The 21,378-nt window shown below is 68.1% G+C and carries 22 protein-coding genes; 8 read left to right on the top strand and 14 right to left on the bottom strand.

Going from position 1 to position 21,378, the window contains the following annotated elements; all coding sequences use genetic code 11:
• Positions 1-8 precede the first annotated feature (8 nt).
• The 6 genes from VGV06_08255 to VGV06_08230 form a co-directional block, all read right to left on the bottom strand.
• Positions 9-206, bottom strand: a complete 198-nt coding sequence (locus VGV06_08255; protein HEV2055150.1) for a hypothetical protein — start codon at positions 204-206, stop codon at positions 9-11.
• 124 nt (positions 207-330) lie between these two features.
• On the bottom strand, positions 331-1,470 hold the full coding sequence (locus tag VGV06_08250; protein ID HEV2055149.1) for a sulfite oxidase: 1,140 nt from the start codon (positions 1,468-1,470) through the stop codon (positions 331-333).
• Positions 1,471-1,510: 40 nt separating this feature from the next.
• Complete coding sequence (locus VGV06_08245) at positions 1,511-2,806, bottom strand: metal ABC transporter permease (GenBank protein HEV2055148.1); 1,296 nt, start codon at positions 2,804-2,806, stop codon at positions 1,511-1,513.
• Positions 2,806-3,741 carry a metal ABC transporter substrate-binding protein gene (locus VGV06_08240; protein HEV2055147.1) on the bottom strand — a complete coding sequence of 312 codons (936 nt, stop codon included), beginning with the start codon at positions 3,739-3,741 and terminating at the stop codon, positions 2,806-2,808. The genes VGV06_08245 and VGV06_08240 overlap by 1 nt, the downstream gene beginning before the upstream one ends.
• 5 nt (positions 3,742-3,746) lie before the next feature.
• Positions 3,747-4,880 (bottom strand): acetamidase/formamidase family protein, encoded by a 1,134-nt coding sequence (locus VGV06_08235; protein ID HEV2055146.1) that lies wholly within the window; start codon positions 4,878-4,880, stop codon positions 3,747-3,749.
• A gap of 34 nt (positions 4,881-4,914) precedes the next feature.
• Positions 4,915-5,889 carry a DinB family protein gene (locus VGV06_08230; GenBank protein HEV2055145.1) on the bottom strand — a complete coding sequence of 325 codons (975 nt, stop codon included), beginning with the start codon at positions 5,887-5,889 and terminating at the stop codon, positions 4,915-4,917.
• A gap of 75 nt (positions 5,890-5,964) precedes the next feature.
• Here VGV06_08230 and VGV06_08225 point away from each other — a divergent pair, with 75 nt between their 5' ends.
• Positions 5,965-6,996: an ABC transporter substrate-binding protein gene (locus VGV06_08225; protein ID HEV2055144.1), complete on the top strand. Its 1,032-nt coding sequence runs from the start codon at positions 5,965-5,967 to the stop codon at positions 6,994-6,996.
• A 112-nt stretch (positions 6,997-7,108) separates the two neighbouring features.
• Here VGV06_08225 and VGV06_08220 read toward each other — a convergent pair whose 3' ends face one another.
• Positions 7,109-7,720, bottom strand: coding sequence for a hypothetical protein (locus tag VGV06_08220; GenBank protein ID HEV2055143.1), 612 nt, complete (start codon positions 7,718-7,720; stop codon positions 7,109-7,111).
• A gap of 110 nt (positions 7,721-7,830) precedes the next feature.
• Positions 7,831-11,016, bottom strand: a complete 3,186-nt coding sequence (locus tag VGV06_08215; GenBank protein HEV2055142.1) for an adenylate/guanylate cyclase domain-containing protein — start codon at positions 11,014-11,016, stop codon at positions 7,831-7,833.
• Between the two features lie 305 nt (positions 11,017-11,321).
• Between VGV06_08215 and VGV06_08210 the strand changes: the two genes are divergently transcribed.
• The 3 genes from VGV06_08210 (at position 11,322) to VGV06_08200 (ending at position 12,585) form a co-directional block, all read left to right on the top strand.
• Positions 11,322-11,780, top strand: a complete 459-nt coding sequence (locus VGV06_08210) for a hypothetical protein (protein ID HEV2055141.1) — start codon at positions 11,322-11,324, stop codon at positions 11,778-11,780.
• A 182-nt stretch (positions 11,781-11,962) separates the two neighbouring features.
• Positions 11,963-12,190: an AbrB/MazE/SpoVT family DNA-binding domain-containing protein gene (locus VGV06_08205; GenBank protein HEV2055140.1), complete on the top strand. Its 228-nt coding sequence runs from the start codon at positions 11,963-11,965 to the stop codon at positions 12,188-12,190.
• Positions 12,190-12,585, top strand: coding sequence for a type II toxin-antitoxin system death-on-curing family toxin (locus tag VGV06_08200; protein ID HEV2055139.1), 396 nt, complete (start codon positions 12,190-12,192; stop codon positions 12,583-12,585). The genes VGV06_08205 and VGV06_08200 overlap by 1 nt, the downstream gene beginning before the upstream one ends.
• 182 nt (positions 12,586-12,767) lie before the next feature.
• Here the strand turns inward: VGV06_08200 and VGV06_08195 are convergent, their stop codons facing one another.
• The 4 genes from VGV06_08195 to VGV06_08180 are packed head-to-tail and all read right to left on the bottom strand — an operon-like array spanning position 12,768 to position 17,055.
• On the bottom strand, positions 12,768-13,550 hold the full coding sequence (locus VGV06_08195; protein HEV2055138.1) for an enoyl-CoA hydratase-related protein: 783 nt from the start codon (positions 13,548-13,550) through the stop codon (positions 12,768-12,770).
• Between the two features lie 2 nt (positions 13,551-13,552).
• Positions 13,553-14,713, bottom strand: a complete 1,161-nt coding sequence (locus VGV06_08190; protein HEV2055137.1) for a CoA transferase — start codon at positions 14,711-14,713, stop codon at positions 13,553-13,555.
• Positions 14,714-15,841, bottom strand: coding sequence for an acyl-CoA dehydrogenase family protein (locus VGV06_08185; GenBank protein ID HEV2055136.1), 1,128 nt, complete (start codon positions 15,839-15,841; stop codon positions 14,714-14,716).
• Positions 15,838-17,055, bottom strand: a complete 1,218-nt coding sequence (locus VGV06_08180; GenBank protein ID HEV2055135.1) for an acyl-CoA dehydrogenase family protein — start codon at positions 17,053-17,055, stop codon at positions 15,838-15,840. The genes VGV06_08185 and VGV06_08180 overlap by 4 nt, the downstream gene beginning before the upstream one ends.
• Positions 17,056-17,146: 91 nt before the next feature.
• On the opposite strand from VGV06_08180, the gene VGV06_08175 reads away from it, so the two are divergent.
• From VGV06_08175 to VGV06_08165, 3 genes are read left to right on the top strand one after another with little or no spacing between them, the layout of a single operon-like run.
• The gene (locus tag VGV06_08175) at positions 17,147-17,740 is read left to right on the top strand and encodes a LemA family protein (GenBank protein HEV2055134.1); all 594 of its coding nucleotides are present in this window, start codon (positions 17,147-17,149) and stop codon (positions 17,738-17,740) included.
• A gap of 31 nt (positions 17,741-17,771) precedes the next feature.
• Positions 17,772-18,551, top strand: a complete 780-nt coding sequence (locus VGV06_08170; protein ID HEV2055133.1) for a TPM domain-containing protein — start codon at positions 17,772-17,774, stop codon at positions 18,549-18,551.
• On the top strand, positions 18,551-19,006 hold the full coding sequence (locus VGV06_08165; GenBank protein ID HEV2055132.1) for a TPM domain-containing protein: 456 nt from the start codon (positions 18,551-18,553) through the stop codon (positions 19,004-19,006). The genes VGV06_08170 and VGV06_08165 overlap by 1 nt, the downstream gene beginning before the upstream one ends.
• A 111-nt stretch (positions 19,007-19,117) precedes the next feature.
• On the opposite strand, the gene VGV06_08160 is transcribed toward VGV06_08165, so the two are convergent.
• Positions 19,118-19,732, bottom strand: a complete 615-nt coding sequence (locus VGV06_08160) for a hypothetical protein (protein HEV2055131.1) — start codon at positions 19,730-19,732, stop codon at positions 19,118-19,120.
• Between the two features lie 40 nt (positions 19,733-19,772).
• Between VGV06_08160 and VGV06_08155 the strand changes: the two genes are divergently transcribed.
• Positions 19,773-20,873 (top strand): DSD1 family PLP-dependent enzyme, encoded by a 1,101-nt coding sequence (locus VGV06_08155; protein HEV2055130.1) that lies wholly within the window; start codon positions 19,773-19,775, stop codon positions 20,871-20,873.
• 45 nt (positions 20,874-20,918) lie between these two features.
• Here the strand turns inward: VGV06_08155 and VGV06_08150 are convergent, their stop codons facing one another.
• Complete coding sequence (locus VGV06_08150; GenBank protein ID HEV2055129.1) at positions 20,919-21,149, bottom strand: hypothetical protein; 231 nt, start codon at positions 21,147-21,149, stop codon at positions 20,919-20,921.
• Positions 21,150-21,378: the final 229 nt, after the last annotated feature.

Raw genomic sequence — 21,378 nt, 5'->3', positions numbered from 1 at the left:
CGCCGCCGTCATTGGCCGAGGTGCTTCGTGAGGTAGGCGAGGATCCGCTCCCTGTCACCCGGCCCGACCGGCATGCCGTAGCTGATCATCCGATCCACGATGACTGCCCATTCGGCGCGCGTCTGGCGCTGCTGGGCGATCATCTCGAGGCTGTGGCAGATGATGCAGCGCCCGCTCACCATCTGCTGGTCGCGGTCTCGAGGCAAGGGATTCGCGGCCTGCGCCGAGAGGCTGGGCAGACCCGCGCTCCCGCCCGTTCGCTCGCTCCAGCTCCAACTCCAGCCCAGGGTAAGTCCGAGGATCAGCGCTGCCAGGGCTCGTGAGAAACGGCTACGCCACATCGACCCGGACGGCGTGGATCACGTTCCAGCGGTAGCCCTGCGGATCGCGCGCCTTGCCGCCCGGCTGCACGCGGCCGAGCGAGTCGGTGGCCCGCGCCATGATGGTGTGCGCGCCGGCGGCCGCCGTCCATGGCAGCTCCCACCGGCGCCAGGCGTACCGGTGCGCCGCGCCGCTCAGCGCGGCCGGCGCCCACGTCTTGCCGCCGTCGAGGGAGACATCCACGCCGGTGACGGAGCCTTCTCCCGCCCACGCGTACCCCTGGATCATCTGCGCCCCGGCCGCCATCTTCGCGCCGTCGAGCGGGCTCATGATCAGGGACTTGCATTCGAGAGACTGGAGCGAATAGGTCTGCTTGGGATCCTCGACCCGTGGGGAGCGGTAGCTCCGCTGCATGAATGGGCCGTCCCACTCCTTGTCCGCCAGCGTGAGCCGCACCAGCCACTTGAGCGACGCCGAGCCGATCCAGCCGGGAACGATCAACCGCGCGGGGCCGCCGTGGAGGTGGGACACCGGCCGGCCGTTCATCTCGAGGGCGATCATCGTGTGCGGCTCCATCGCCTTCCAGATGGGATGGCTGCGGATGAAGTCCGGCGCCTGAGGCGTCGGGGGCTCGTCATTGCCGTCCGGCACGACGTGGGAGGCGCCGGGACCGGGGCGCGCCAGGCGCAGGACATCGGACAACCGCACCCCCTTCCAGACGGCGGTGCCCACCGCGCCGTTCTCCCACTGAAGGCCGGGGGCCTTGGGAGAGTAGAAGCTGCGCCCATTGCCCGCGCATTCGAGCGTGATGGTTTGGGTGATCTGCTCCATCCGCTTGAGATCGTCCAGGCGGAGGGTCAGCGGGTTGTCCACGTCTCCGTCCACCTTGAGCACGTACTGGCTGGCGTCGATCTCCGGCCCGTCGTAGTTGTTCCGGACGAAGAAGAGATCGGTCGGGGTGATGTCGGCGCCCAAGTCCTTGAGCGGCGTCTCGAGGTTGATCGGACGGGGGCTCCGCACGATCAGCTTGTCCTTGCCGGCCACCGGCCCTGGCGAGGTCTGAGCGGCGGACGGGACGACGCGCCCCAAAAGCGCGGCTGCAGCGCCTACGTGGATCACGAACGCGCGACGTGTGAGCCCCTGGTCCATGATGCCCTCCTTGAGAGGTGAGGTTTCGCAATCTAGCACTTCAACGCCGTAAAGCAAGCCCTGACCCTCGCAAGAGCGCGCCCGCGGCCGCCACTCCCAACGCGAGGAGCGGCAGCCCGAGCCAGAGCCGCTGACGCTCGCGGGCGCGACTCCGGAGTGTCTTCAGCACGAAGCGGTCGCCGGCCGTGATCTCACCGCGGGAGGCGAGGAACTGGCGCAGCCGCTCCTGCTGCTCCATGGTGACCTTCGCCCGCCCCCATTGGACGTCGACCTCCAGCGTCTTGAGCCGCCGGAGCTCGGCCATTCCCCGCTCGAGCGCCTCTCGGCTGTCGCGCCAGGCCTGGCGCTCTCCCGGCGTGAGAAAGACCCGTTCGATACCTGGAACCGCCTCCTCGATCCAATCGAGCCAATGGTGGTCCATGCGGGGAAAGGCCGCGAGCAGGATCCCCGCCAGCCCGACGGCCGCGCTCGCCACGATGGCGATGCCGCGCAGGGCTTCCCAGCCGCGCTCTCTCACGCCCCGCGCGAGCGCCAGGAAGCCGAGCGCGCACGCGACGGCGGCCATGAGAGCGCCAAAGGTCGCGACCACGGCGGCGCCTGTCGGCAGGTCCCAGGCGAAGGACGCCCAGAGCCCGAGCGTGCTCACGATCACGCCGACGGTCCACCCGATGGCAAGGCGGCCCGTGACCGAGCCTGACAGCAGCGCGCCCACGGCGGCGGGAACGATCAGGTAGGAGAAGACGAGCAGGACGCCCGCCACGCGCACTGAGCTCGTCACCACGACGCCGAAGGTCAGGTAGAAGGCGAAGTCCCACCAGCGCACGGCGCGCCCCCGCGCGGCGGCGCCGTCGGGGTCGAACGAGATCTCGAGGAGAGGCCGGCGAATCGCCGCGTGGAGCGCGCCGAGCAGGGCGTACAGAAGCGCGAGCCGTCCCACGTCACCGGGCGTGACGGTCAGGATGCTTCCGACGAGGAGCTGCTTGATGTGCTCCGCGCCCTGCGGCGCGCGGTCCACGACCAGGACGGTGAGCGCCGCCGAGACCGCGTAGACGATGCCGATGATGGCCTCCTGCGGGATGGCGACCGCGCGGCGGATGCGCGTCAGGGAAAAGAGCGCGGCGCCGCCGACGGTGAAGACGAGCGCGTACCAGTAGGCCGCCTCGCTCTGGATCGGATGGCCCGCGAGGAAGGCGATCGTGATGCCGAGCGCGGCGACCTGCGCCAACGCCAGGTCCACGAAGATGACGCCGCGGGCCAAGACGTGGAGCCCGAGGTACACGTGGATGCCCGTCAGCACGAGGCACGCGAGGAAGGGCAGCCAGAGGAATTCGAGCATCAGCGGGCGCGGAGCGCCTCGACGAGGCGCGCCACGTCGAGGTCGAAGAGGGCGAGGTAGTCTCGGGCCTCGGGAGCGCCGCCGACCGAGGCCACGAGCGTCACGGCGCGGGCGCCGCTCAGCGACGCGACGCGGGCGACGAGCGCGGCGCTCGAGTAGGGCTCGACGATCAGCACGCGCACGTTCGCGTCTTTCATTTGCCTCGTGAGTGTGGCCAGGTAGGCGGGAGGGGGCGGGACTCCAGGCACGGGCTCGACGGCCGCCACGATCTGGAGGCCGAAGCGCCTGGCGAAGTACGGCCAGCTCTCGTGGACCACGACGACCTTTGTGCCGCGATACGGACCCATCGCCTCCGTCCAGCGCTTGAGCCCCGCGTCGAGGCGCTTGAGGAAGGCCGCGCGGCGCGACTCGAAGTACGCGCGATCGCTTGGGGCGAGGCGCACGAGCCCTTCCAGGATGCCCGCGGTGATCGGCCGCGCGTTTTCAGGATCGAGCCAGTAGTGCGTGTTGCCGAAGCCGTGGACATGGTCGCCTCGCTCGGGCTTGACCCGCGCGGTATCGGCCTGCAGAAGGTCGATGCCCTTCGAGCAGTCGAGGATGTTCGCGCCGCCCGGACCGAAGCGGGAGTCGCCGAGGGTCCGGAGCAGCCCCGCCAGCCACGGCTCGTGGTCGAGACCGACCCGGACGAGGAGCGCCGCGCCGCGGAGCGCGGCGATCTGCCCCGGCTTTATCTCGACCGCGTGCGGGTCCGCGAGCGGCGGGGCGAGCGCTTCGACGCGCACGCGGTCCCCGCCGACCTCCTCGACCAGCGCCTTGAGGTCGGTCGAGGTCGCCACGACGGCCAGCGGGCCGCCGCCCCACGCGGGAGTGGCGGCCACCCACGCAGCCGCGACGACCCAAAAGACGAGCCAGGCGCCGAGAAGCGCCCGCAGCACAGCGGTTACTTCTTGGCGGTGAAGACCGACTTCGGGATCATGCAGTGCACGCCCTTGCGGACGTCCACCACCTGACTGACCCGGCAGTCGCCGACCATGGACACGAGCGAGTACGCCTCGTACCGGCTGAGCGGCACCATTTTCTGGGCGGCCAGCATATCCACGGCTTCGCGAACCGCGTTGACCATGGCCTTGTTGAGGTCCTCGTCGAAGCCGGTCGCAATCCAGTGGGTCCTGGTCTCGATGCGCGGCCACTCGAGCTTCATGTCCTTGCGGACGATGAGCTGCATCACGATCTCGCGGTACGCGCATTCGAGCGCCGTCAGGTTGACCTCGCCGTTGCCCTGGCGGCAGTGCGAGTCGCCGGTCCACACGAGCCCGCCCTTGACGAAGATCGGGATGAAGAGGGTCGAGCCTTCCTGTATCTCGTTGATGTCCATGTTCGAGCCGTTCTTCCAGGGCCGGAGCGTGGAGACGGGCGCCATCGGATCGGTCGAGCCGCCCTTGCGAGGCGACGGGTCCTTGGGGTCGATGCCGACGGCAAACGTGCCGGGGAAGGGCTGAAGATCGATCATGACGCCCGGCTTGAACTCGGCCTGGCGCTTGTCCCAGTCGAGGTAGAAGTACTTCACGAAGCCGTCGGGCATCTCGGACGCGAGCGCGCCGATCGTCGGGAACTCCTTGCCCGGCAGGTTGAAGTTTATGCCGAAGGCCTTGGGCGTGATCTTGAGGAAGCGGATCTCCATCACGTCGCCGGGCTCGGCGCCTTCCACGTAGATGGGGCCCGTCACGGAGTGGGGCCCGCCTCCCGGGTTGGCCTTCCGGAGCGCGATGATCTCTTCCATCGTGGTGCCGGGCTGAACCTTGTTGTGAGCGTGCATCATGGTCTCGACGGCCACGGTGTCTCCCGACTTGACGACGAGCTTGGGCGGTTCGTTGGGATCGAGCCAGCCCCACTGGGTCGTCTCGAGCGTGGCGGGCAGCAAATAGTACTTGCCGCCCGGAACGCCCACCGTCCGATCGCGCTTGCTCTCTTCCATCGCCTGCTGCGCGATCGCGTAGAGGCCGGCGGTCAGGAGCAGGGCCAGGGCGGCGATGCTTGCGACGAGCGCCTTGCGGGTGCGGAGCTTCAGCATCATGGTGGGTCTCCTTTCGTGTGAGCCGGGCGGGTCCTTAGGCCTTGCCGTCGAGGGCGCGCTTGAGCTGGTCGAGATGGTTGTCGTCGTGCCAGGCCATGAGCTCGACGAAGTCCTTCACGGTCATCTTCCCGCGCGTAGCGTGGATGCCGCCGCGCTCCCACTGCTCGGGCTTGAGCCCGTGAAGGTACTTGAGCGTGTCATCCCGCCGCGTCTTGAAGGCCGCCAACGCCTCCTCCACGTCGTTTCGCGCGTACTGGCGCTCGATGGCCCAGCGGTCGGGCTCGATGCCCAGGAACTTGGGCTCGTCCATTGCCATGACGCTCTGGAAGCGGATCATGAAGGATTCTTCCGTGTCGCGCACGTGGCAGACGACTTCCTTCGCCGACCAGTTCTTCTCGTCCGGCCGCTTCGACAGCTTGGCGTCGGGCACGCCCTTGATGGCGGCCGCGTAGTCGTTGACCGTGCGCTCCATGCGCGCCAGCTGTTCCTCGAGAGTGGCCATGCCGGGACCTCCGTCGGTGACGAGTTGATGGAAGAGGTGCGATTCCCGCTGGTAGAAGCCCTGCGTGTGCAGCGAGTCCCCCAGCCTCAGCAGCGTGTAGTCCAGATGATGCCCCATCTCGTGGAGCAGCGTCCTCAAGAATGTCCGGAAGGCGACGACGCGCTTCTGCCGCGCCGTCCGCATCCAGAGCGTGATGGTCGGCGGCTGTCCCGGCCGATTCGCCGTCTCGTAGAGGCCGTGCAGCTCACCCCAGCGCGCGTGCGGCCGCGCCGCCAGCACCGTCACGCGCACCGGCGGCAGCCCGAGCGCCCGCGCTATCGCGCCCGCGAGCAGCTGGCACGCCGATTCGGTCAGCCCGCGATCCCCACTTTCGAGCGCCGCGCCCAGCTCCGCCACGAGGGGCCGCAGCGCCGCCGCCCCCGGCAGCGGCACGCCCGTGATCTTGTCGCTCCGCAGGTAGATACCCTGCTGGCGCCGCGTCAGCCGCTGGAAGTACGCGAAGGGCATGCGGTAATGGATGCTACCGCCGCATCGCGCGAGGGTCAACCGAGCCTGCGATGAGCGGTTGCGCAGGCACGTTGGATGCCCTACGCTCCTTTCCGAGGTCGCTGGAATTCGCGCGGAGGGCCTAACCACATGAACCGGCGTCGACTTCTTCTCCTGGCAGGCTCCGCGCTCGCTTCGGCACGCAGTCTCGCATGGGCGCAGTCCACCCGGGCACATCGGGTCGCGTGGCTTGCAGCAGGGAGCAAGGCGGATACGGAGGCGTCTTTCGACGCGTTTCGCGAGGGGCTCCGCGACTTCGGCTACCATGAGGGGCGCAACCTCGTCCTCGACGCTCGCTTCGGCGACTACTCCCCCGAACGTACCGAGCGGCTCGCCCTCGAGTTGGCTGCTATGCAGCCCGAGGTGCTGGTAACGCAGGGCGGGGCGGCGCGTCAGGCGGAGCGCCTCTCACCGGCGATTCCCACAGCCTTCGTCTACAGCGGTGACCCTATCGCGGCAGGCTTGGCGACGAGCTTTGCGCGTCCAGGTCGCCACTTGACCGGGGTGTGTCTTCTCTCCCTCGACCTGGTCGGCAAGCGGATCGAGATCCTGAAGGAGATAGTGCCCAGTCTTGGCCGTGTCGCGATCATCGCCAATCCGGGCCACCCTGGGGAGCCCCGAGAGCTCGCGGCGTCGAAGGCGGCGGCCGAACGGCTCGGAATCCGGGTCTCCTACCATCCGGTCCGCAATCCGGCGGAGCTCGACGCGGCGCTCCCCGCCGTCGTCGCTTCGCGCGCCGAGGGGGCGGTCGTGTTTCCTGACGCGCTCACCAACTCGCAGCGATCGGCGCTCGCCCGGTTCTTTCTCAAGAACCGGATTCCGAGCGCGGCGGGCTGGGCTCCCTATGCCGAGAGCGGATTTCTGGTGTCGTATGGACCGGACCTGCTCGCCGCGTACCGGCGCTCGGCGTACTTCGTCGACAGAATCATCAAGGGGGCGAAGCCAGCCGACCTGCCGATCGAAATGCCCTCGACGATCGAGATGGTGGTCAACCGACGCACAGCGACGGCGCTGAATCTCTCCCTGCCATCGACCATCGCTCTTCGGGCCGACCGTGTGATCGACTGACGATCGGGTTCAGGTGTTGACATGCCACACGGTCGCGTCGGCGACGTTGGTCTGCTGGAATTCAAGACCTGACCCCGCTTCCGCTGGTGCGGCAACGGCCCGATGCCGCCGCTCAATGTTTCGGGTGCGTGACGATGTGAGGGGCCTCCTCGACGATGGTGTAGCTGTAGCCGGAGTACTTCACCAGAGGGTTGGTCGGGCTGAACAACCCTGCCGGGTTTTGCTTCCACAGCCACACGTGAAGGTCGTAGTGGTGGAGATTCTGCGGTAGGAGCGGCTCGTGACCCTCCATCGGACCATCGAACTCGCGACCAAAAAGCTGTGGCCGTTCCTTGATCCCCGTGGCGAGAGGTACGAACCATTCCGCGCCCACGAGAGTCAGCTTCCCGTGCGCATCCGGTTCATAGAGGAGAAGCGTCGGACGTTTCGCGTCCGGCGCCGGACTGATCAAGGAGGGTTTAAGGAAATGGATGCCCATCGCCCCGGCCTGATAGGCAACCTGCCCCGGGCCGCCGGGCTTTGGGTACTCGACGCAGCCGAGCGTGGAGAAATAACCGTCACGAATGGCCACCACTGGATCCTGGTACTTCTGCAGACTCAGGCGCAGCTGTTCCAGTTCAGGAGACAAGGAAGAGCCCTGGCCACGGACCGTGCTCGAGCCGAACGCGAAAGCGAGAAATCCGATGGCGGCAGCGACAACCCAAGCACCGCGAGGTCGAGCCATGTGAGCTTCCTGTCTACGAGTTGTCGGCCGAAGGATATGGGCTCAGGGAGGACATTGGATCAGGTTAGCCGACTTCAGGGTGAATTCCTCGTCCTTCCGCTGACGGTGCGTCACATGAGCGCGAGCGTCTGATCGAGTTCGGGTCCGAACCCCATCTCGCGGAACAGCCCCATCGCGTGCTGGAAGGCATGCTGCGCCTCGGACAACCGCCCCTGGTCTCGCCGGACCTGGCCGAGCGCGACCAACGTCCGCGCCAGATCCGGTCGGTACCCGTGTTCGGCGAGAGTCGCGGCACTCCGCTCGAGGCGCTGGGCTGCAGCCTCCAGATCTCCCCGCTGAGCGAGCACGAGACCGTGGACCCTGTCGGCCACGCCGCGCGACGGGAACCAGGCAAGCCCTTCGAGCGGGCCGACGCGCTCGATCAGCTCTTCGTACCTTCTGAGGTGGTCGAGCGCCTCGTCGGCCCGATGCAGTCGCGCCTCGGTCTCGGCCGTCCAGAGCAGCGCGCCGGGCCAGAGGAGGTTGCTCGTCTCCTCGGCGACCGCGAGCGTCGCCTCGAAGTGCGCCAGCGCCCGCGGAAGGTCGCCCACCAGGAAGTACCCCTGAGCGACGAGGTACCGCCCAATCAACGTGTAGATGTGGCCGCCCACCCGCTCGGCAGCCTCGAGGCTCTCCCGGAGCCAGTCGAGGCCGACCTCGACCTCCCAGTCGCCCTTGAGGAGATGCGACAGCCCGATCGATCCCTTCGTAAACTCCATCTGCACGATGTCGGCCCCTTCGGGGAAGGCCTTGGCGATGCGCTCGGCGCCATCGAGATACGCCCTGGCCACCTCCCACTCGCCGAGCTGGAATAGATGGATGAGCCAGAGGAAGTGCGCGTTGTGCAGATCCCAGAAGATCACGTTGGGGAAGGCGTTCTCCGCCAGGACGAGGCCGGTGCGGTGATACTCGATCGCCGTCCGGCGCCGGACGGCGACGTCGCTCGAGACCGATCGACAGCTTTGCCCGAGCCCCCAGTAGACCTGGCGCATCTCCGTCAGCTGGCCGAGCCGCTCGCAGAGAGCGAAGCACTCCCGCTGATGGGCGAAGGCGCGGTCCATATCCATCTGGTCGTAGAGATACCAGCCGAACTTGAAGTGGATCTGAGCGAGTCGGGGAAGATCCGCGAGCCGCTCGGCGATCTCCCGGACCTCTTCGAGGATGCCCCTTCCCTCCGCGTACCGGCCACGGACCCACACCATGTCGACGTGGCCGAGCCGAAGATCGATCCGTTCTCGCTCACGTTCCTCGGTGCGGGGAAGCTGATCTAGACACGCGATGACCGAGTCGTAGTAGCTCGACGCCTCCTCCGGCGCGAAACGCGCGGCCGCCTTCTGTGCGGCACGCGTGAGGTAGGTGAGCGCCTTCTCGGCGTTCCGGCTCTGCTGGTAGTGATGCGCGAGGAGTTCGGTCTTCTCGTCGAGCCGGGTCGCGAAGACCCCTTCCAGCACGGTCGCGATTCGTTCGTGAGAGCTGCGCCGCCGCTCCACCGGGAGACTCCGGTAAGCGACCTCCTGCGTGAGGGCGTGCTTGAACGTGTACTCGAGATCGGGGAAGAGCTGCGTCTCGTAGAGGAACTCGGCCGCCTGGAGGTTCTCGAGGCTCCGCCGCAGAGACTCCTCGGGCTCCTCGACGATCGCCTGGAGGAGGGTGAAAGGCACGTCCTTCCCGACCACGGCGGCGCTCTGGAGCACGCGCTTTTCCTCGGGCGGGAGCCGGTCGATCCGTGCGGCGAGGATCGCCTGCGCCGTCGCTGGAATCTGGAAGCTCTGCGCCGCCTTCGCGAGTCGGTACGCGCCGCGCTCTCCTCCGAGCACCTTGGTCTCGACCAATGTCCGCACGCTCTCTTCGAGGAAGAAGGGGTTCCCTTCCGTCCGTTCGATCAGGAGCCGCCTCAGCGGGGCGAGCGCCGCGTCGCTGCCGAGCAATGCGTCCAGCAACACCTCGGCGCGCGCGGGCGGCAGAGGATCGATGCGGAGTTGCCGGTAGTACGTCTTGCGCCCCCAGCTGTGCTGGTACTCGGGACGATAGTTGACGAGGAGGAGGATGCGGGCGGTCGGCAGGCTCTCGACGAGACTGTCGAGGAGCGCCTGGGTTTCCGCGTCGATCCAGTGCAGATCCTCGAACAGGAGAAGGAACGGCTGCACCTGGCTCTCGCGGAGCAGCACACGTTTGACACCGTCCAGGATCCGTTGGCGGCGATGAGGCGGCGCCAAACTCTCCCACGCGGGATCGTCGGTGGAGACGTCCAGGAGCGACAGGAGCGGTGAGAGGAAAGGCTCGAGCGCTCGATCGAGGGAGAGGATCTTCCCCGTCACCTTTTCGCGGATCCTCCGAGGCTCGTCACCGCTCTCGATTTGCAAGTACGCTTTCAGGAAATCGATAACCGGGAGATACGCGGTGGCTTTGCCGTAGGAAACCGAGTTCGTTTCCGCGATCAGCCACCCCTGGGTACGATGCGAGTGCGTGAACTCCCAGTAGAGGCGTGACTTGCCTACGCCCGGCTCGCCGACGAGCGCGACGACCTGACCGTGGCCGGTTCGGGCGAGCTCGAGCGCCTGGCTGAGCTGCTCGAGCTCCGGATCGCGTCCGACGAAGCGCGTTAATCCGCGGATGGCCGCGGCCTGCAGCCGCGACCGCGCGGGTCCCGCGCCCACGAGCTCGTAAACCTCCACCGGCGCCTCCAACCCTTTCACCGGCACTGGCCCCAGCGGTTTCACCGTCACGTAGTACTCGGCGAGCGCGAGCGTCTCGCTCGTGAGCCGGATCGTCCCCGGCGCGGCGAGCTGCTCCATCCGGGCGGCGAGGTGCGTCGTCTGACCGACGGCCGTGTAATCCATCCTGAGATCGCTTCCGACCGATCGCACCACCACCTCCCCGGAGTTCAGCCCAACACGAACCTGGACCTCGACGCCGTGCAAGCGGCGGACGTCCTCCGTGTAGCGCCGGATCGACTCCTGGATCCGCAGCGCGGCATAACACGCGCGCACCGCGTGGTCCTCGTGGGCGAGCGGCGCACCGAACAGCGCCATGATCCCGTCACCCATGACCTGGTTTACCGTGCCCTCGTAGCGGTGCACGGCCTCCATCATGTGCTCCAGCACCGGATCGAGAATCTGGCGCGCTTCTTCGGGATCACGATCCGCAAGCAGCTCCATCGAGCCCTTCAAGTCGGCGAAAAGCACGGTGACCTGCTTGCGTTCGCCTTCGAGGGCGGCTTTCGAGGTGAGGATGCGTTCGGCGAGGTGTTTCGGCACGTAGGATTCGGGGGAAGCGAAACGGGACGGCCTTAGACTGGACACTGGCGTAGCGGCAAGGGGCGCTCCGCAGCCATCGCAGAACTTACTTCCAGCCTCGACCTTGGCACCACAGCTCGAGCAGACGGCATCAAATGTCGCCGCGCATTCTCGGCAGAATCGTGCCCCTTCACGGTTTTCTGCTTGGCACCGGGGACACTTCATGCCGGACCTCCCTGAACCAGTCGGGTCAGTTTACCGCGGCACCAAGAGTGGGCCCCCAAGTATAGACGGAGATTCTCAGAGGGTCGAGGATCGCTGGGCGCGTGCTGGTCGAGTTGAGGAAGGCGTGGCGCGACGGCACGACGCATCTGCTGTTCGAGCCTGCCGAGTTCCTGGAGAAGCTGGCCGTGCTGACGCCGCGGCCCGAGGTGCACGTGCTCCTCTACCACGGAGTCCTGGCGCCGCATGCGCGCTGGCGCCCGCAGGTCGTGGGCTTTGGCAGGTCGGCGGCGAGCGAGGCAGTGGCCGCCCGGCGGGCTGAGCGCGGAGCCTCACGCTGCCCGCGCTCCTGGGCCTGGGCCACGCTGATGCGCCGGGCCTTCGGGATCGACGTGCTCGCGTGCCCGCGCGGCGGCGGCCGGCTGCGGCTCATCGCCACGGTGGAGGACCCGGCCGTGGTGGGCACGATCCTCGCGCACCTGGGCCTGCTCCATCCCGGGGACTCTCCGGGGCCGGCCCCGCCGTCGGGCGACCTCCCCGCTGCCGCCCCCTCCCGCCGGTAATCCCTCCCCGCCTCGGGGTGGGACTCTGCCCCTGCAGGACGCGTCTTGACGACCCCGCGGTCGCCGGCGCACGATCGCCGTTGATGACTGGCCTGGTTGGGGGATCACTGATGTGGCGCGCTACGCGACCACTTGTCACGTACGTACAGTGATGGCATAGTGTACGTACGGAGGGCTCGCCCATGCGGAAGAAGCTGACCAAGACCGGCAACAGCCTGGCGCTCGTGCTGGACAAGCCGCTGCTGGATCGGGTGGGGATTGACGCCAGCACGCCCCTAGAAATCTCCACGGACGGGCAGGTGATTGTGATCTCGCCGGTGCGCGCCCGCGGCCGGACGGCCCGGCTCAAGCGGGTGGTGGAGGAGGTGCACCGGCGTTACAGTGGCGCGTTCAGGCGGCTGGCCGAGTAGTGAAGGTCGTCTTCCTGTCGCAGGACGAGGTCCTCGCCCTGCATGCGGATCAGATCGAGCGTTACGGGGGCAGTCACGGCATTCGGGACACGGGCCTGCTGGATTCCGCCTTGGCCATGCCGCGCGCGACATTCGGAGGACAGTGGCTGCACGGGAGCCTCCACGAGATGGCCGCAGCGTACTTGTATCACCTGGTCCAGGGGCACGCGTTCATCGATGGCAACAAGCGCGCCGGGTTGATGGCGATGCTCGCCTTTCTCGGTCTGAACTCACTCCGGCTGGACGCGACGGAGGACGAGCTGGTCGAGATGGTGCTTGGCGTGGCGGGCGGGCGCGTCAGCAAGGCCGAGGTGGCGGTGTTCATCCAGCGGCACACTCGCCGTCAACGGAGGTAGGGCTGCATGGACTCTCCGGCAGGCCGGCCACCCCGCCGCCGGCCCCCAGCACCGCCGGCCCAGTCCGATAATGGCCTTTATGTCGCCTACGCGCCTCTCGTTTGGAGTGGTGCAGAGCCTGGCGACATTCTCGTGCTATGCGTACGCGAGCGGGTGTCGATGGATCTAGCACGGTGGCCGCGTCAGCGGCCGGTCCACTTGGGCTTGCGCTTCTCGACGAAGGCCTTGGCGCCTTCGACACGGTCCTCGGTCGTGCGAAGTAGGGTGGCCAAATCGTTCTCGAGCCTGATGCCGTCGGCGAGCGGGAGCCCGAGTCCGCCCACCACCGCCTCCTTGGCGTAGCGGAGCGCGATGGGCGCCTTGTCGGCGATCTGGCGGGCGAGGGCCTGCGCTGCGGGGAGCAGCTCTGCCACCGGCACCACGCGCTCGACCAGCCCGATGCGGAGCGCCTCGGCGGCGGGCACGCGCATCCCGGTCAGGATCATCTCGAGCGCCTTGCCGCGTCCCACGAGGCGCGGGAGCCTCTGCGTGCCGCCGCCGCCGGGAATAATCGCGAGGTTAATCTCAGTCAGCCCCAGCTGCGCGTCTTCGGCCGCGATGCGGATGTCGCAGGCCAGGGCGAACTCGAGCCCGCCCCCAAGCGCGAAGCCGCGGATCGCGGCGATGATCGGCTGGGAGCAGCGCTCCATCTCGCTCCTGAAGTCAAGGCGCTTGCGGGCCTCCCGGAAGTGGGTCGGCGTCGGCGGCTCGAGGAACTCGCGGATGTCGGCGCCCGCGCAGAAGGCGCGCTCACCCGCGCCTGTGACCACGACCACCTTCACGCCGTCGTCGGTCCTGAGACGGGTGAAGATCTCGAGGAGCTGGGCGCGCATGGGATTGTTCATCGCGTTGAGCACGTCGGGGCGGTCGAGGGTGATCGTCGCCACGCCGTCCTTCGCTTCGTAGCTGACGGGCTGCTCAGGCATGCTTAAAGGTCCTTCCCGGCGATGATGCCGCGGCGGTGGAGATCGGCGATGTCGCCGTCCTTGTAGCCCAGCTCGCGTAAGACCTCGCGCGTGTGCTGGCCGAGGACGGGCGGCGGTCCGGCGTCGGGCGCCGGCGTGTCCGAGAAGCGTATGGGCTGGCCCATCAGCGTAAGGGGCCCGACCTCGGGGTGGTCGTACCGGACGGTCATCTTCAGGTGCTGGACGGCCGGGTCGCGCATGAATTCCTGGAGCGACTGGACGGGTGCGCAGGGGATGTCGTGGTCGCCAAGGATCTTGAGCCACTCGTCTCGCGGTTTGCCCGCGAAGGCCGCCTCGAGGATCGGCATCAGCACCTCGCGGTTGTCCCCGCGCAGGAGCCAGGAGCCGAAACGCGGGTCGTTGGTCATGTCGGGACGCCCGACGGCCTTGCAGAGCTTGGCCCAGAAGGACTGGTTGCCACAGGCCAGGAAGAACCACTGGGCATCTCCCGCCTGGTAGAGCCGGTAGGTCGGGGTCTCTCGCAGGAACGTCGGCTTGCCCGGATAGTCCACGACGCTGCCTGATTGCAGCGCCAGCACACCCTGGAGCAGCGAGGTCTCGACGTGCTGGCCTCGTCCCGTGCGCTCGCGGACGAAGAGCGCCGCCAGCACGGCCTGGGCGGCGAGCGCGCCCGTGTAGTAGTCGGTCACGGCGATGCGCACGAACTGCGGCGGCCCGCCGAAGCCCTGGAGGTGCTGGACGCCGCCCATGGCCTGCAGCACCGGATCGTAGCCCGGCCGATCCCGGTAGGGACCGTCGGGGCCGAAAGCGGTGATGGCACAGTAGATCAGCCGCGGGTTCAGCGCGCGCAGGGTCGCCGAGTCCGCGCCCAGCCGCTCTGCGACGCCCGGGCGCATGTTCTGGGTGATGACGTCGGCGGTCTTGGCCAGGCGGTGGAGGACCTCCTGGCCGGCGGGCTCCTTGAGGTTGACGGCCATGGAGCGCTTCCCGCGGTTCCAGCCGTAGAAGCCCGGCAGCTCGCGGAACGAGTCGCCCTCGAGGGGTTCGAGCTTGACGACGCCGGCGCCCATATCGGCCAGCATCATCGCGGCGTACGGCCCCGCGAGGTACGCCGTGCAGTCCACGACGGTGATACCGTCGAGCGGTCCCCGCGCTTCGGCCATCTACTTAGCGGCCGCGACGTGGCGGACGATCAGCTCCCGATGGTACTCCGTGTCGCCGTACAGGGGCTCCAGCCCCTTGGCCCGCTTCATGTAGAGGTGCAGGTCATACTCCCAGGTGAAGCCGATGCCGCCGTGGACCTGGATGGCGTCGCCGCAGACCTTGCGCGCGGCGTCGCTCACGTAGGCCTTGCAGATGGACGACGCGACCGCGGCGTCCTCCGCGCCGGCCGTCAGCGCCCACGAGGCGTAGTAGACCGCCGCATGCGCGTTCTCGGCCTCGAGCAGCATCTCGGCGCAGCGGTGGCGGATGGCCTGGAAGGAGCCGATGGGCTGGCCGAACTGATCGCGCACCTTGACGTACTCCACGCTCATGTCGAGGCACCGGCGCGCGGCGCCCAGCATCTCGGCCGAGGACATCACGGCGGCGCGGCGCAGGAGCGAGTCGAGCAGCGGCCCCGCCGTACCTGGCCGGCCCAGGATCGCCTCGGCGCCGACCGCGACCTTGTCGAGCCGCATCTCGGACCAGCGGTTGGCGAGGTCGATGCCGATCATGGGCTTGAGCGTGACGCCCGCGGACTTGGGATCCACGAGGAAGAGCGAGAGCCCCTCGGGTGAGCGCGCGGGCACGAGGACGACGTCGGCCGCGTGCGCCCAGGGCACGAAGCGCTTGAGACCCGAGAGCGTCCATCCGGCCCCCGACTTGGCGGCCGTCGCGGCTGTTGCGGCCGGGTCCCAGTCGAGATGCTCCTCGAGGAGCGCCGCCGTCGCGCGCGCCTTGCCCGCGGCGATGGCCGAGAGCCACTTGTCCTTCTGCGCGGCGCTGCCGCCGAGCATGAGGCCCAGGCCGCCCAGCACCACCGTGGCGAAGAAGGGGCCCGGGTAGGCCGCGCGCCCCATCTCCTCGATCACGAGGGCGAGCTCGACGAGGCCCAGGCCCGCGCCGCCCTGCTCCTCGGGGAAGGGGAGGCCGAGCCAGCCGAGCTTGGCCATCTCGCCCCAGAGCTGATCGCTGTAGCCTATCGGATCCTCCGACATCGAGCGCACGTGAGCGGGCTTGCACTGCTCGTCGAGCGCGGCGCGAACGGAGTTCTTCAATAAGATTTGGTCGTCGCTGAACGAGAAGTTCACGCTTTGCCTCCCACCCGGTCGGCGCGGGTCTCTTTCGGCAGGCCGAGGATGCGCTCGCCGATCACGTTCTTCTGGATCTCGGAGGACCCGGCGTAGATGGTGCCGGCGCGGGACCAGAGGTAGGCATAGGCCCAGCTGCCGTGGTCCCCCACGGCCGTGTCGATCTGGAGCTTGAAGTCCTCGGGCGCGCCCTCCGTCAGCTGGCCGTAAGGGCCGAGGATCTCGAGGGCCAGCTCCATGAAGCGCTTCTCGAACTCCGAGTAGGACAGCTTGGTGAGGGACCCGCCGGCGCCTGGGTGCTCGCCGCGCTCGAGGAGCGTGAGCGTGCGCAGCGCCTGGTAGCGCTCCACCTCGACTTCGGACCAGATGCGCCCGAGCTTCTGGCGCACTACCGGGTCCTCGAACAGCGGCTTGCCGTGGCGGCGAAGGCGCTTGGCCGCCTCGGTGAGCCGGTGGAACTGCGATGAGTAGGTCGTGACGCGCGCGAGCGCCCGCCCGCCGCGCTCGTAGCCGAGCGTTGTCTGCGCGATCCCCCAACCTTCGCCCAGCTTGCCGATCTGGTCGCCCTTCTCGACGCGGGCGTTGGTCATGAAGACCTCGGAGAACTCGGAGGAGCCCGTGATCTGCTTGAGCGGGCGCACGTCCACGCCGGGCTGGCGCATGTTCATGAGGAAGCAGGTGATGCCCTTGTGCTTGGAGACCTTGGGGTCGGTGCGCGCGAGGAGGAGCCCCCAGTCGGCGATGGAGCCGCCGCTCGTCCAGATCTTCTGGCCGTTGACGAGAAAGTGATCGCCCTGGTCCACGGCGGATGTCCGGAGCGCGGCCAGGTCAGAGCCCGCGTTGGGCTCGGAGTAGAGCTGGCACCAGAGCTCCTCGGCCGAGAGGATCTTCTTGAGGTAGCGGCGCTTCTGAGCGTCTGTACCGTGGACGACGATCGTCGGCCCGACGATGCCGAGCCCCAGGCTGTTGGTCGGCGCCGGCGCGTTGGCCTGCGCCATCTCGTCGGCCACGATGGCCTGCTGCATCGGCCGGGCGCCGCCGCCGCCGTACTCCTTGGGCCAGCCCATGCCGAGGTAGCCCGCGTCGTAGAGCTTGCGGTGCCAAGCGCGGCGGTCCTCGAGAGTACGGATCTCCTGCTTCGGCAGGTTCTGCTCGAGCCAGGTCCGCACCTGCTTGCGGAAGGCGATGTCCTCGGGCGTGTAGTTCAGATCCATGGGCTGGCTCCTCCTCGTTGGGGTGGCCCGGTTCTAGCACGGGGTTTGGAACGGGTCAACCTGAGGCCAGCGGGGGAGGTATACTCGGGCCATGAAAACCGTACTGATCGTCCTGGGCGTCATCGTCCTGATCCTGGTGATCGGGTTCGCTTCGCTCTTCGGCGTCTACAACGGGTTCGTCACGGCCGAGCAGAGCGTCAACGAGAAGTGGGCGCAGGTACAGAACGTCTATCAACGCCGCGCCGACCTGATCCCCAACCTCGTCGAGACGGTCAAGGGCTTCGCGGCCCAGGAGAAGACCGTGCTCGAGGAGGTGACCCGGGCGCGGGCCAGCGCCGGCAGCATCAAGGCCACGCCGGAACTCCTCAACGACCCGGCCAACTTCAAGAAGTTCCAGGACGCGCAGAACCAGCTGGGCGGGGCGCTCTCGCGCCTCCTCGTCACGGTCGAGCGCTACCCCGACCTCAAGAGCAACCAGAACTTCCTGGCGCTCCAGAGCCAGCTCGAGGGGACGGAGAATCGCATCACCGTGGAGCGCATGCGCTTCAACGAAGCCGTGCGCGACTACAACACGAAGATCAAGCTGATGCCGGCAGCGCTCGTCGCGCGCTTGATGGGCTTCAAGGAGAAGGTGTTCTTCGAGGCGGCGCCCGGCAGCGAGACGGTCCCGAAAGTGAAGTTCTAGGGGGTCAGGAGAGCGAACCGAGGCCGGCGGCATGCGCCTGAGCCGACCGCTGCTGGCGGTGCTGCTGCTCGCCGTGCTTGCCGGCGCGGCTGGGGCGGCCCTCCCGATCCCGCCGCCGCCCGACCGCCGGATCAACGACTACGCGAGCGTCCTGTCGGGCGACGAGCGCGCGAGGCTCGAAGACACGCTCCGCGCGCGCGAGCGGGAAAGCAGCAACCAGATCGTGGTCGCCATCTTCCGCTCGCTCCAGGGCGAGAGCCTGGAGGACTACTCGATCCGGCTGGCGCAGGCCTGGCGCGTGGGACAGAAGGGCCTCAACAACGGCGTAATCTTCCTGGTCTTCGTCGACGACAGGAAGATGCGCCTCGAGGTCGGCTACGGCCTCGAATCGAAGCTGACCGACGCGCTCGCGAGCCAGATCCTGCGCCAGGTCGTCGCGCCGCGCTTCCGCGAGGGCAAGGTCGCCGACGGCATCGCAGCCGGGCTCGACGCCATCCAGCAGGCTATCGCCGGCACGTACAAAGCAGCGCCCCAGGGACAACCCGCTCGGGCGCGGGGTTGGAGCCCTGTCCAGCTCATGCTCCTCTTGATGGTCGTGGGCGGCATCTTCTCGATCGTGATTCCCACGCTCTACGGCTCGCACATCAGGCGCCAAGGCTGGACCGGCGGCCGGCGGGGCTGGGGTGGCCCGATCATCTTTCCCGGCGGCGGCTGGGGCAGCGGTGGCAGTGGTGGCGGCGGAGGCGGAGGCGGAGACTTCGGGGGCGGCGGTGGCGGCTTCGGCGGCGGCGGGGCGAGCGGAGACTGGTGATGGCTCGTCATCCAAAGTGGGTGCGCGCGATTCTCTCTGACGACGATCTGGCCGCCATTACCCGCGCCGTCACGGAGGCCGAGGGGCACACGTCAGCCGAGGTCCGCGTCCACTTCGACCACTCGTGCGAGGGCGACGCGCTCCAGCAGGCCATCAAGGTCTTCGAGAGGCTCGGCATGCACAGGACCGCCGCGCGTAACGGCGTCCTGGTCTACGTCTCCGTGACGGACAGGAAGCTCGCCGTCATCGGCGACAAGGGCATCCACGAGCGCGTGGGCGAGGCCTACTGGCAGGGATTGGTCGACGCCGTCCGCGAGCGGTTGAGGCAGCAGCAGTCGCGCGACGGCCTCATCCACGCGCTTGCGGAAGTGGGCCGGGAACTCGGCCGCCACTTTCCCCGCCGCCCCGGCGACAAGAACGAGCTTTCCAACGACGTGAGCACCGGCCGCCGATAAGGGCCCATCTGCTTCGTTGGCGCCCTCGGCCGCACGCTCAACGTACAGGAGTACGCCTCGCGTGCGGCCCTTCGGGCGCCGCCTCGCATCTGGACCCTTCTCGACGGCCGACTACAGTTTGAGCCAGGTCTCCGAATAGGCGAGGAAGGCCGTGCTGCTCTGCCGCCCCGCGAACTCGCGCGGGAAGGGGCGGCCTTTCAGCGTGCGGCCGTTGACAGTCGCCGTCACGCTGCGCGCGTCGACGAAGAGGCTGTGGAGCGCGTGCTTGCCCGTTGCCGACTTCTCCTTCGGGATATTGACCATAAAAGGCTCGCCCAGGTTCTCCCAGGAGAGCGTGGCCTCCACGTCCCGGCCCTTGACCCACTCCATGTAGGACGAGCGCGTGTCGCCGGAAGCGGCCACGCCCTCGAGCGGCACGTAGTCCATGTGCTGCAGCGCCGGGGCCTCTTTGAAGGCGCCGAAGTGCGTGACGAAGTCGGCGACGAGGTAGCGCGCTAGCGCGTCGTTGTCCGTCACGCAGACGTTGAGGGCTTCGGGCAGGCTCCGGTCGAGCAGCGGCGCCTCGAGCAGCACGAGCGCGTGGCCGCGCCCGTGGGGCGAGGCGACGACGCGGAAGAAGGAGACGAGCGTGACGAAGGGGCCGTCGGCATTCTCCTTGAGGTACATGCCGGGGTTCTCGCCCGACCAGTCCACCACACCGGGATGCGTGAGCGTAGGGATCGTCATGGCGTCGATGATACAACGGCCGTGGTATGCTCGCCACGCCATGACGCGAAACGAGATCCCCACGCCCGCGCTCCTGCTCGACCTCGACCGCTTCGAGCGCAACATCGCGAAGATGGCGGCCTCGATCGCGGCGGCGGGCAAGAAGCTCCGGCCGCATTCCAAGACTCACAAGTGCCCGGAGATCGCGCGCCGCCAGATCGCCGCGGGCGCCGTCGGGATCTGCTGCGCGAAGGTGGGCGAGGCCGAGGTGATGGCGGAGTCGGGCATCCGCAACATCCTGATCACCACCGAGGTCGTCGGGCCCGAGAAGATCGGCCGGCTGCTCGGCGTGCTCGAGCGCATGCCCGAGACGCTCGTCGTCGTGGACAACCCGGACAACGTGCGCGAGCTGGGGCTCTCCATGTTGCGCGCCGGCAAGGTTTTGAACGTCCTCGTGGACGTGGACGTGGGCGGCCGCCGCACCGGCGTGCAGCCGGGCGAGCCCGCGGTGCACGTCGCGCGCATGGTCACGCTCGAGACCGCGCTCAACCTGCGCGGGCTCCAGGGGTACGCGGGGCACTGCGCCCACGTGCCGGGCTACGCCAACCGGCGCAAGACCTCGCACCGGTGGATGAACCGCCTGATGAAGACGCGCGATCTCTTCGAGAAGAACGGGCTGCCCGTCGAGATCGTCAGCGGCGGGTCTTCGGGCACCTTCAACATCGACTGCGACCTCAAGGAACTGACGGAGCTGCAGTCGGGCTCCTACTGTGTGATGGACCTCGACTACCGGAGGATCGGCGGCAAGGGCGGCGGCGACTACGACGACTTCGAGATGGCGCTGACCGTGCTGACAACGGTGATCAGCGTGCCGACCCGCGAGATGGCCATGGTGGACGGCGGGCTCAAGGCCTTCTCCACCGACAAGCCCTTCGTGCCCGAGGCCGTCGAGTGCCCGGGCGTGACGTTCTCCTGGGCCGGCGACGAGCACGGCCGGCTCACCGTGTCGGAGGAGGGGAGGCTGCCCGCCCTCGGCCAGTTGATCGAATTCTTTCCGCCGCACTGCGATCCCACGATCAACCTCTACGACCGCATCTACGCCATGCGCGGCCCAAAGGTCGAAGCCGTCTGGGACATCGCGGGCCGCGGTCGCTCGCAGTAGCCCTGTAGCCGCCAGCACCATGACGGACAAGAAGGACCTCCGCCGTTACCGACCCTCGATCCGGCGCAGCGCTTGGGTGATCGCCTGATATTCCTGCTCGAGGCGCTCGAATCGTCGGTAGACGTCGTCGAAGTGGCCGAGCACCTCCTGTCGCAATGTGGTGACTCCGAGCGCAATCTCGTTGAATCGACGGTCCACGCCGGCGAACTGGCGCGTCATGCCGGCGGCTTGGCGCGTCAGAAGCTCGACCAGCTGCTCGTATTCGGCCGACGTCATGGCCTATGTCTACCTCAGGGCAACCCTCCCTTCAAGTGTGTCCTCGAGTGAACACCCAGCGGGCCGGCCCGGGTCGTGATTTGACGCGCTGCTGCCGATCTGGCAGGATTCAGCCATGAGAACGCTGCCGAAGTCGATCGTCTCCTGGGTTGAGCTTGGCCTGATTGCCGTCGTCGTCTCGGCCTGTGCGACCGCCGCCAATCCGCTGACGAGCACCACCGAGTTCGAC

It is taken from the genome of Candidatus Methylomirabilota bacterium (assembly GCA_035936835.1).
Classification (GTDB): domain Bacteria; phylum Methylomirabilota; class Methylomirabilia; order Rokubacteriales; family CSP1-6; genus AR37.
The sequence above is the reverse complement of the archived record's forward strand: the minus strand, read 5'-3'. Positions and strand labels throughout refer to the sequence as shown.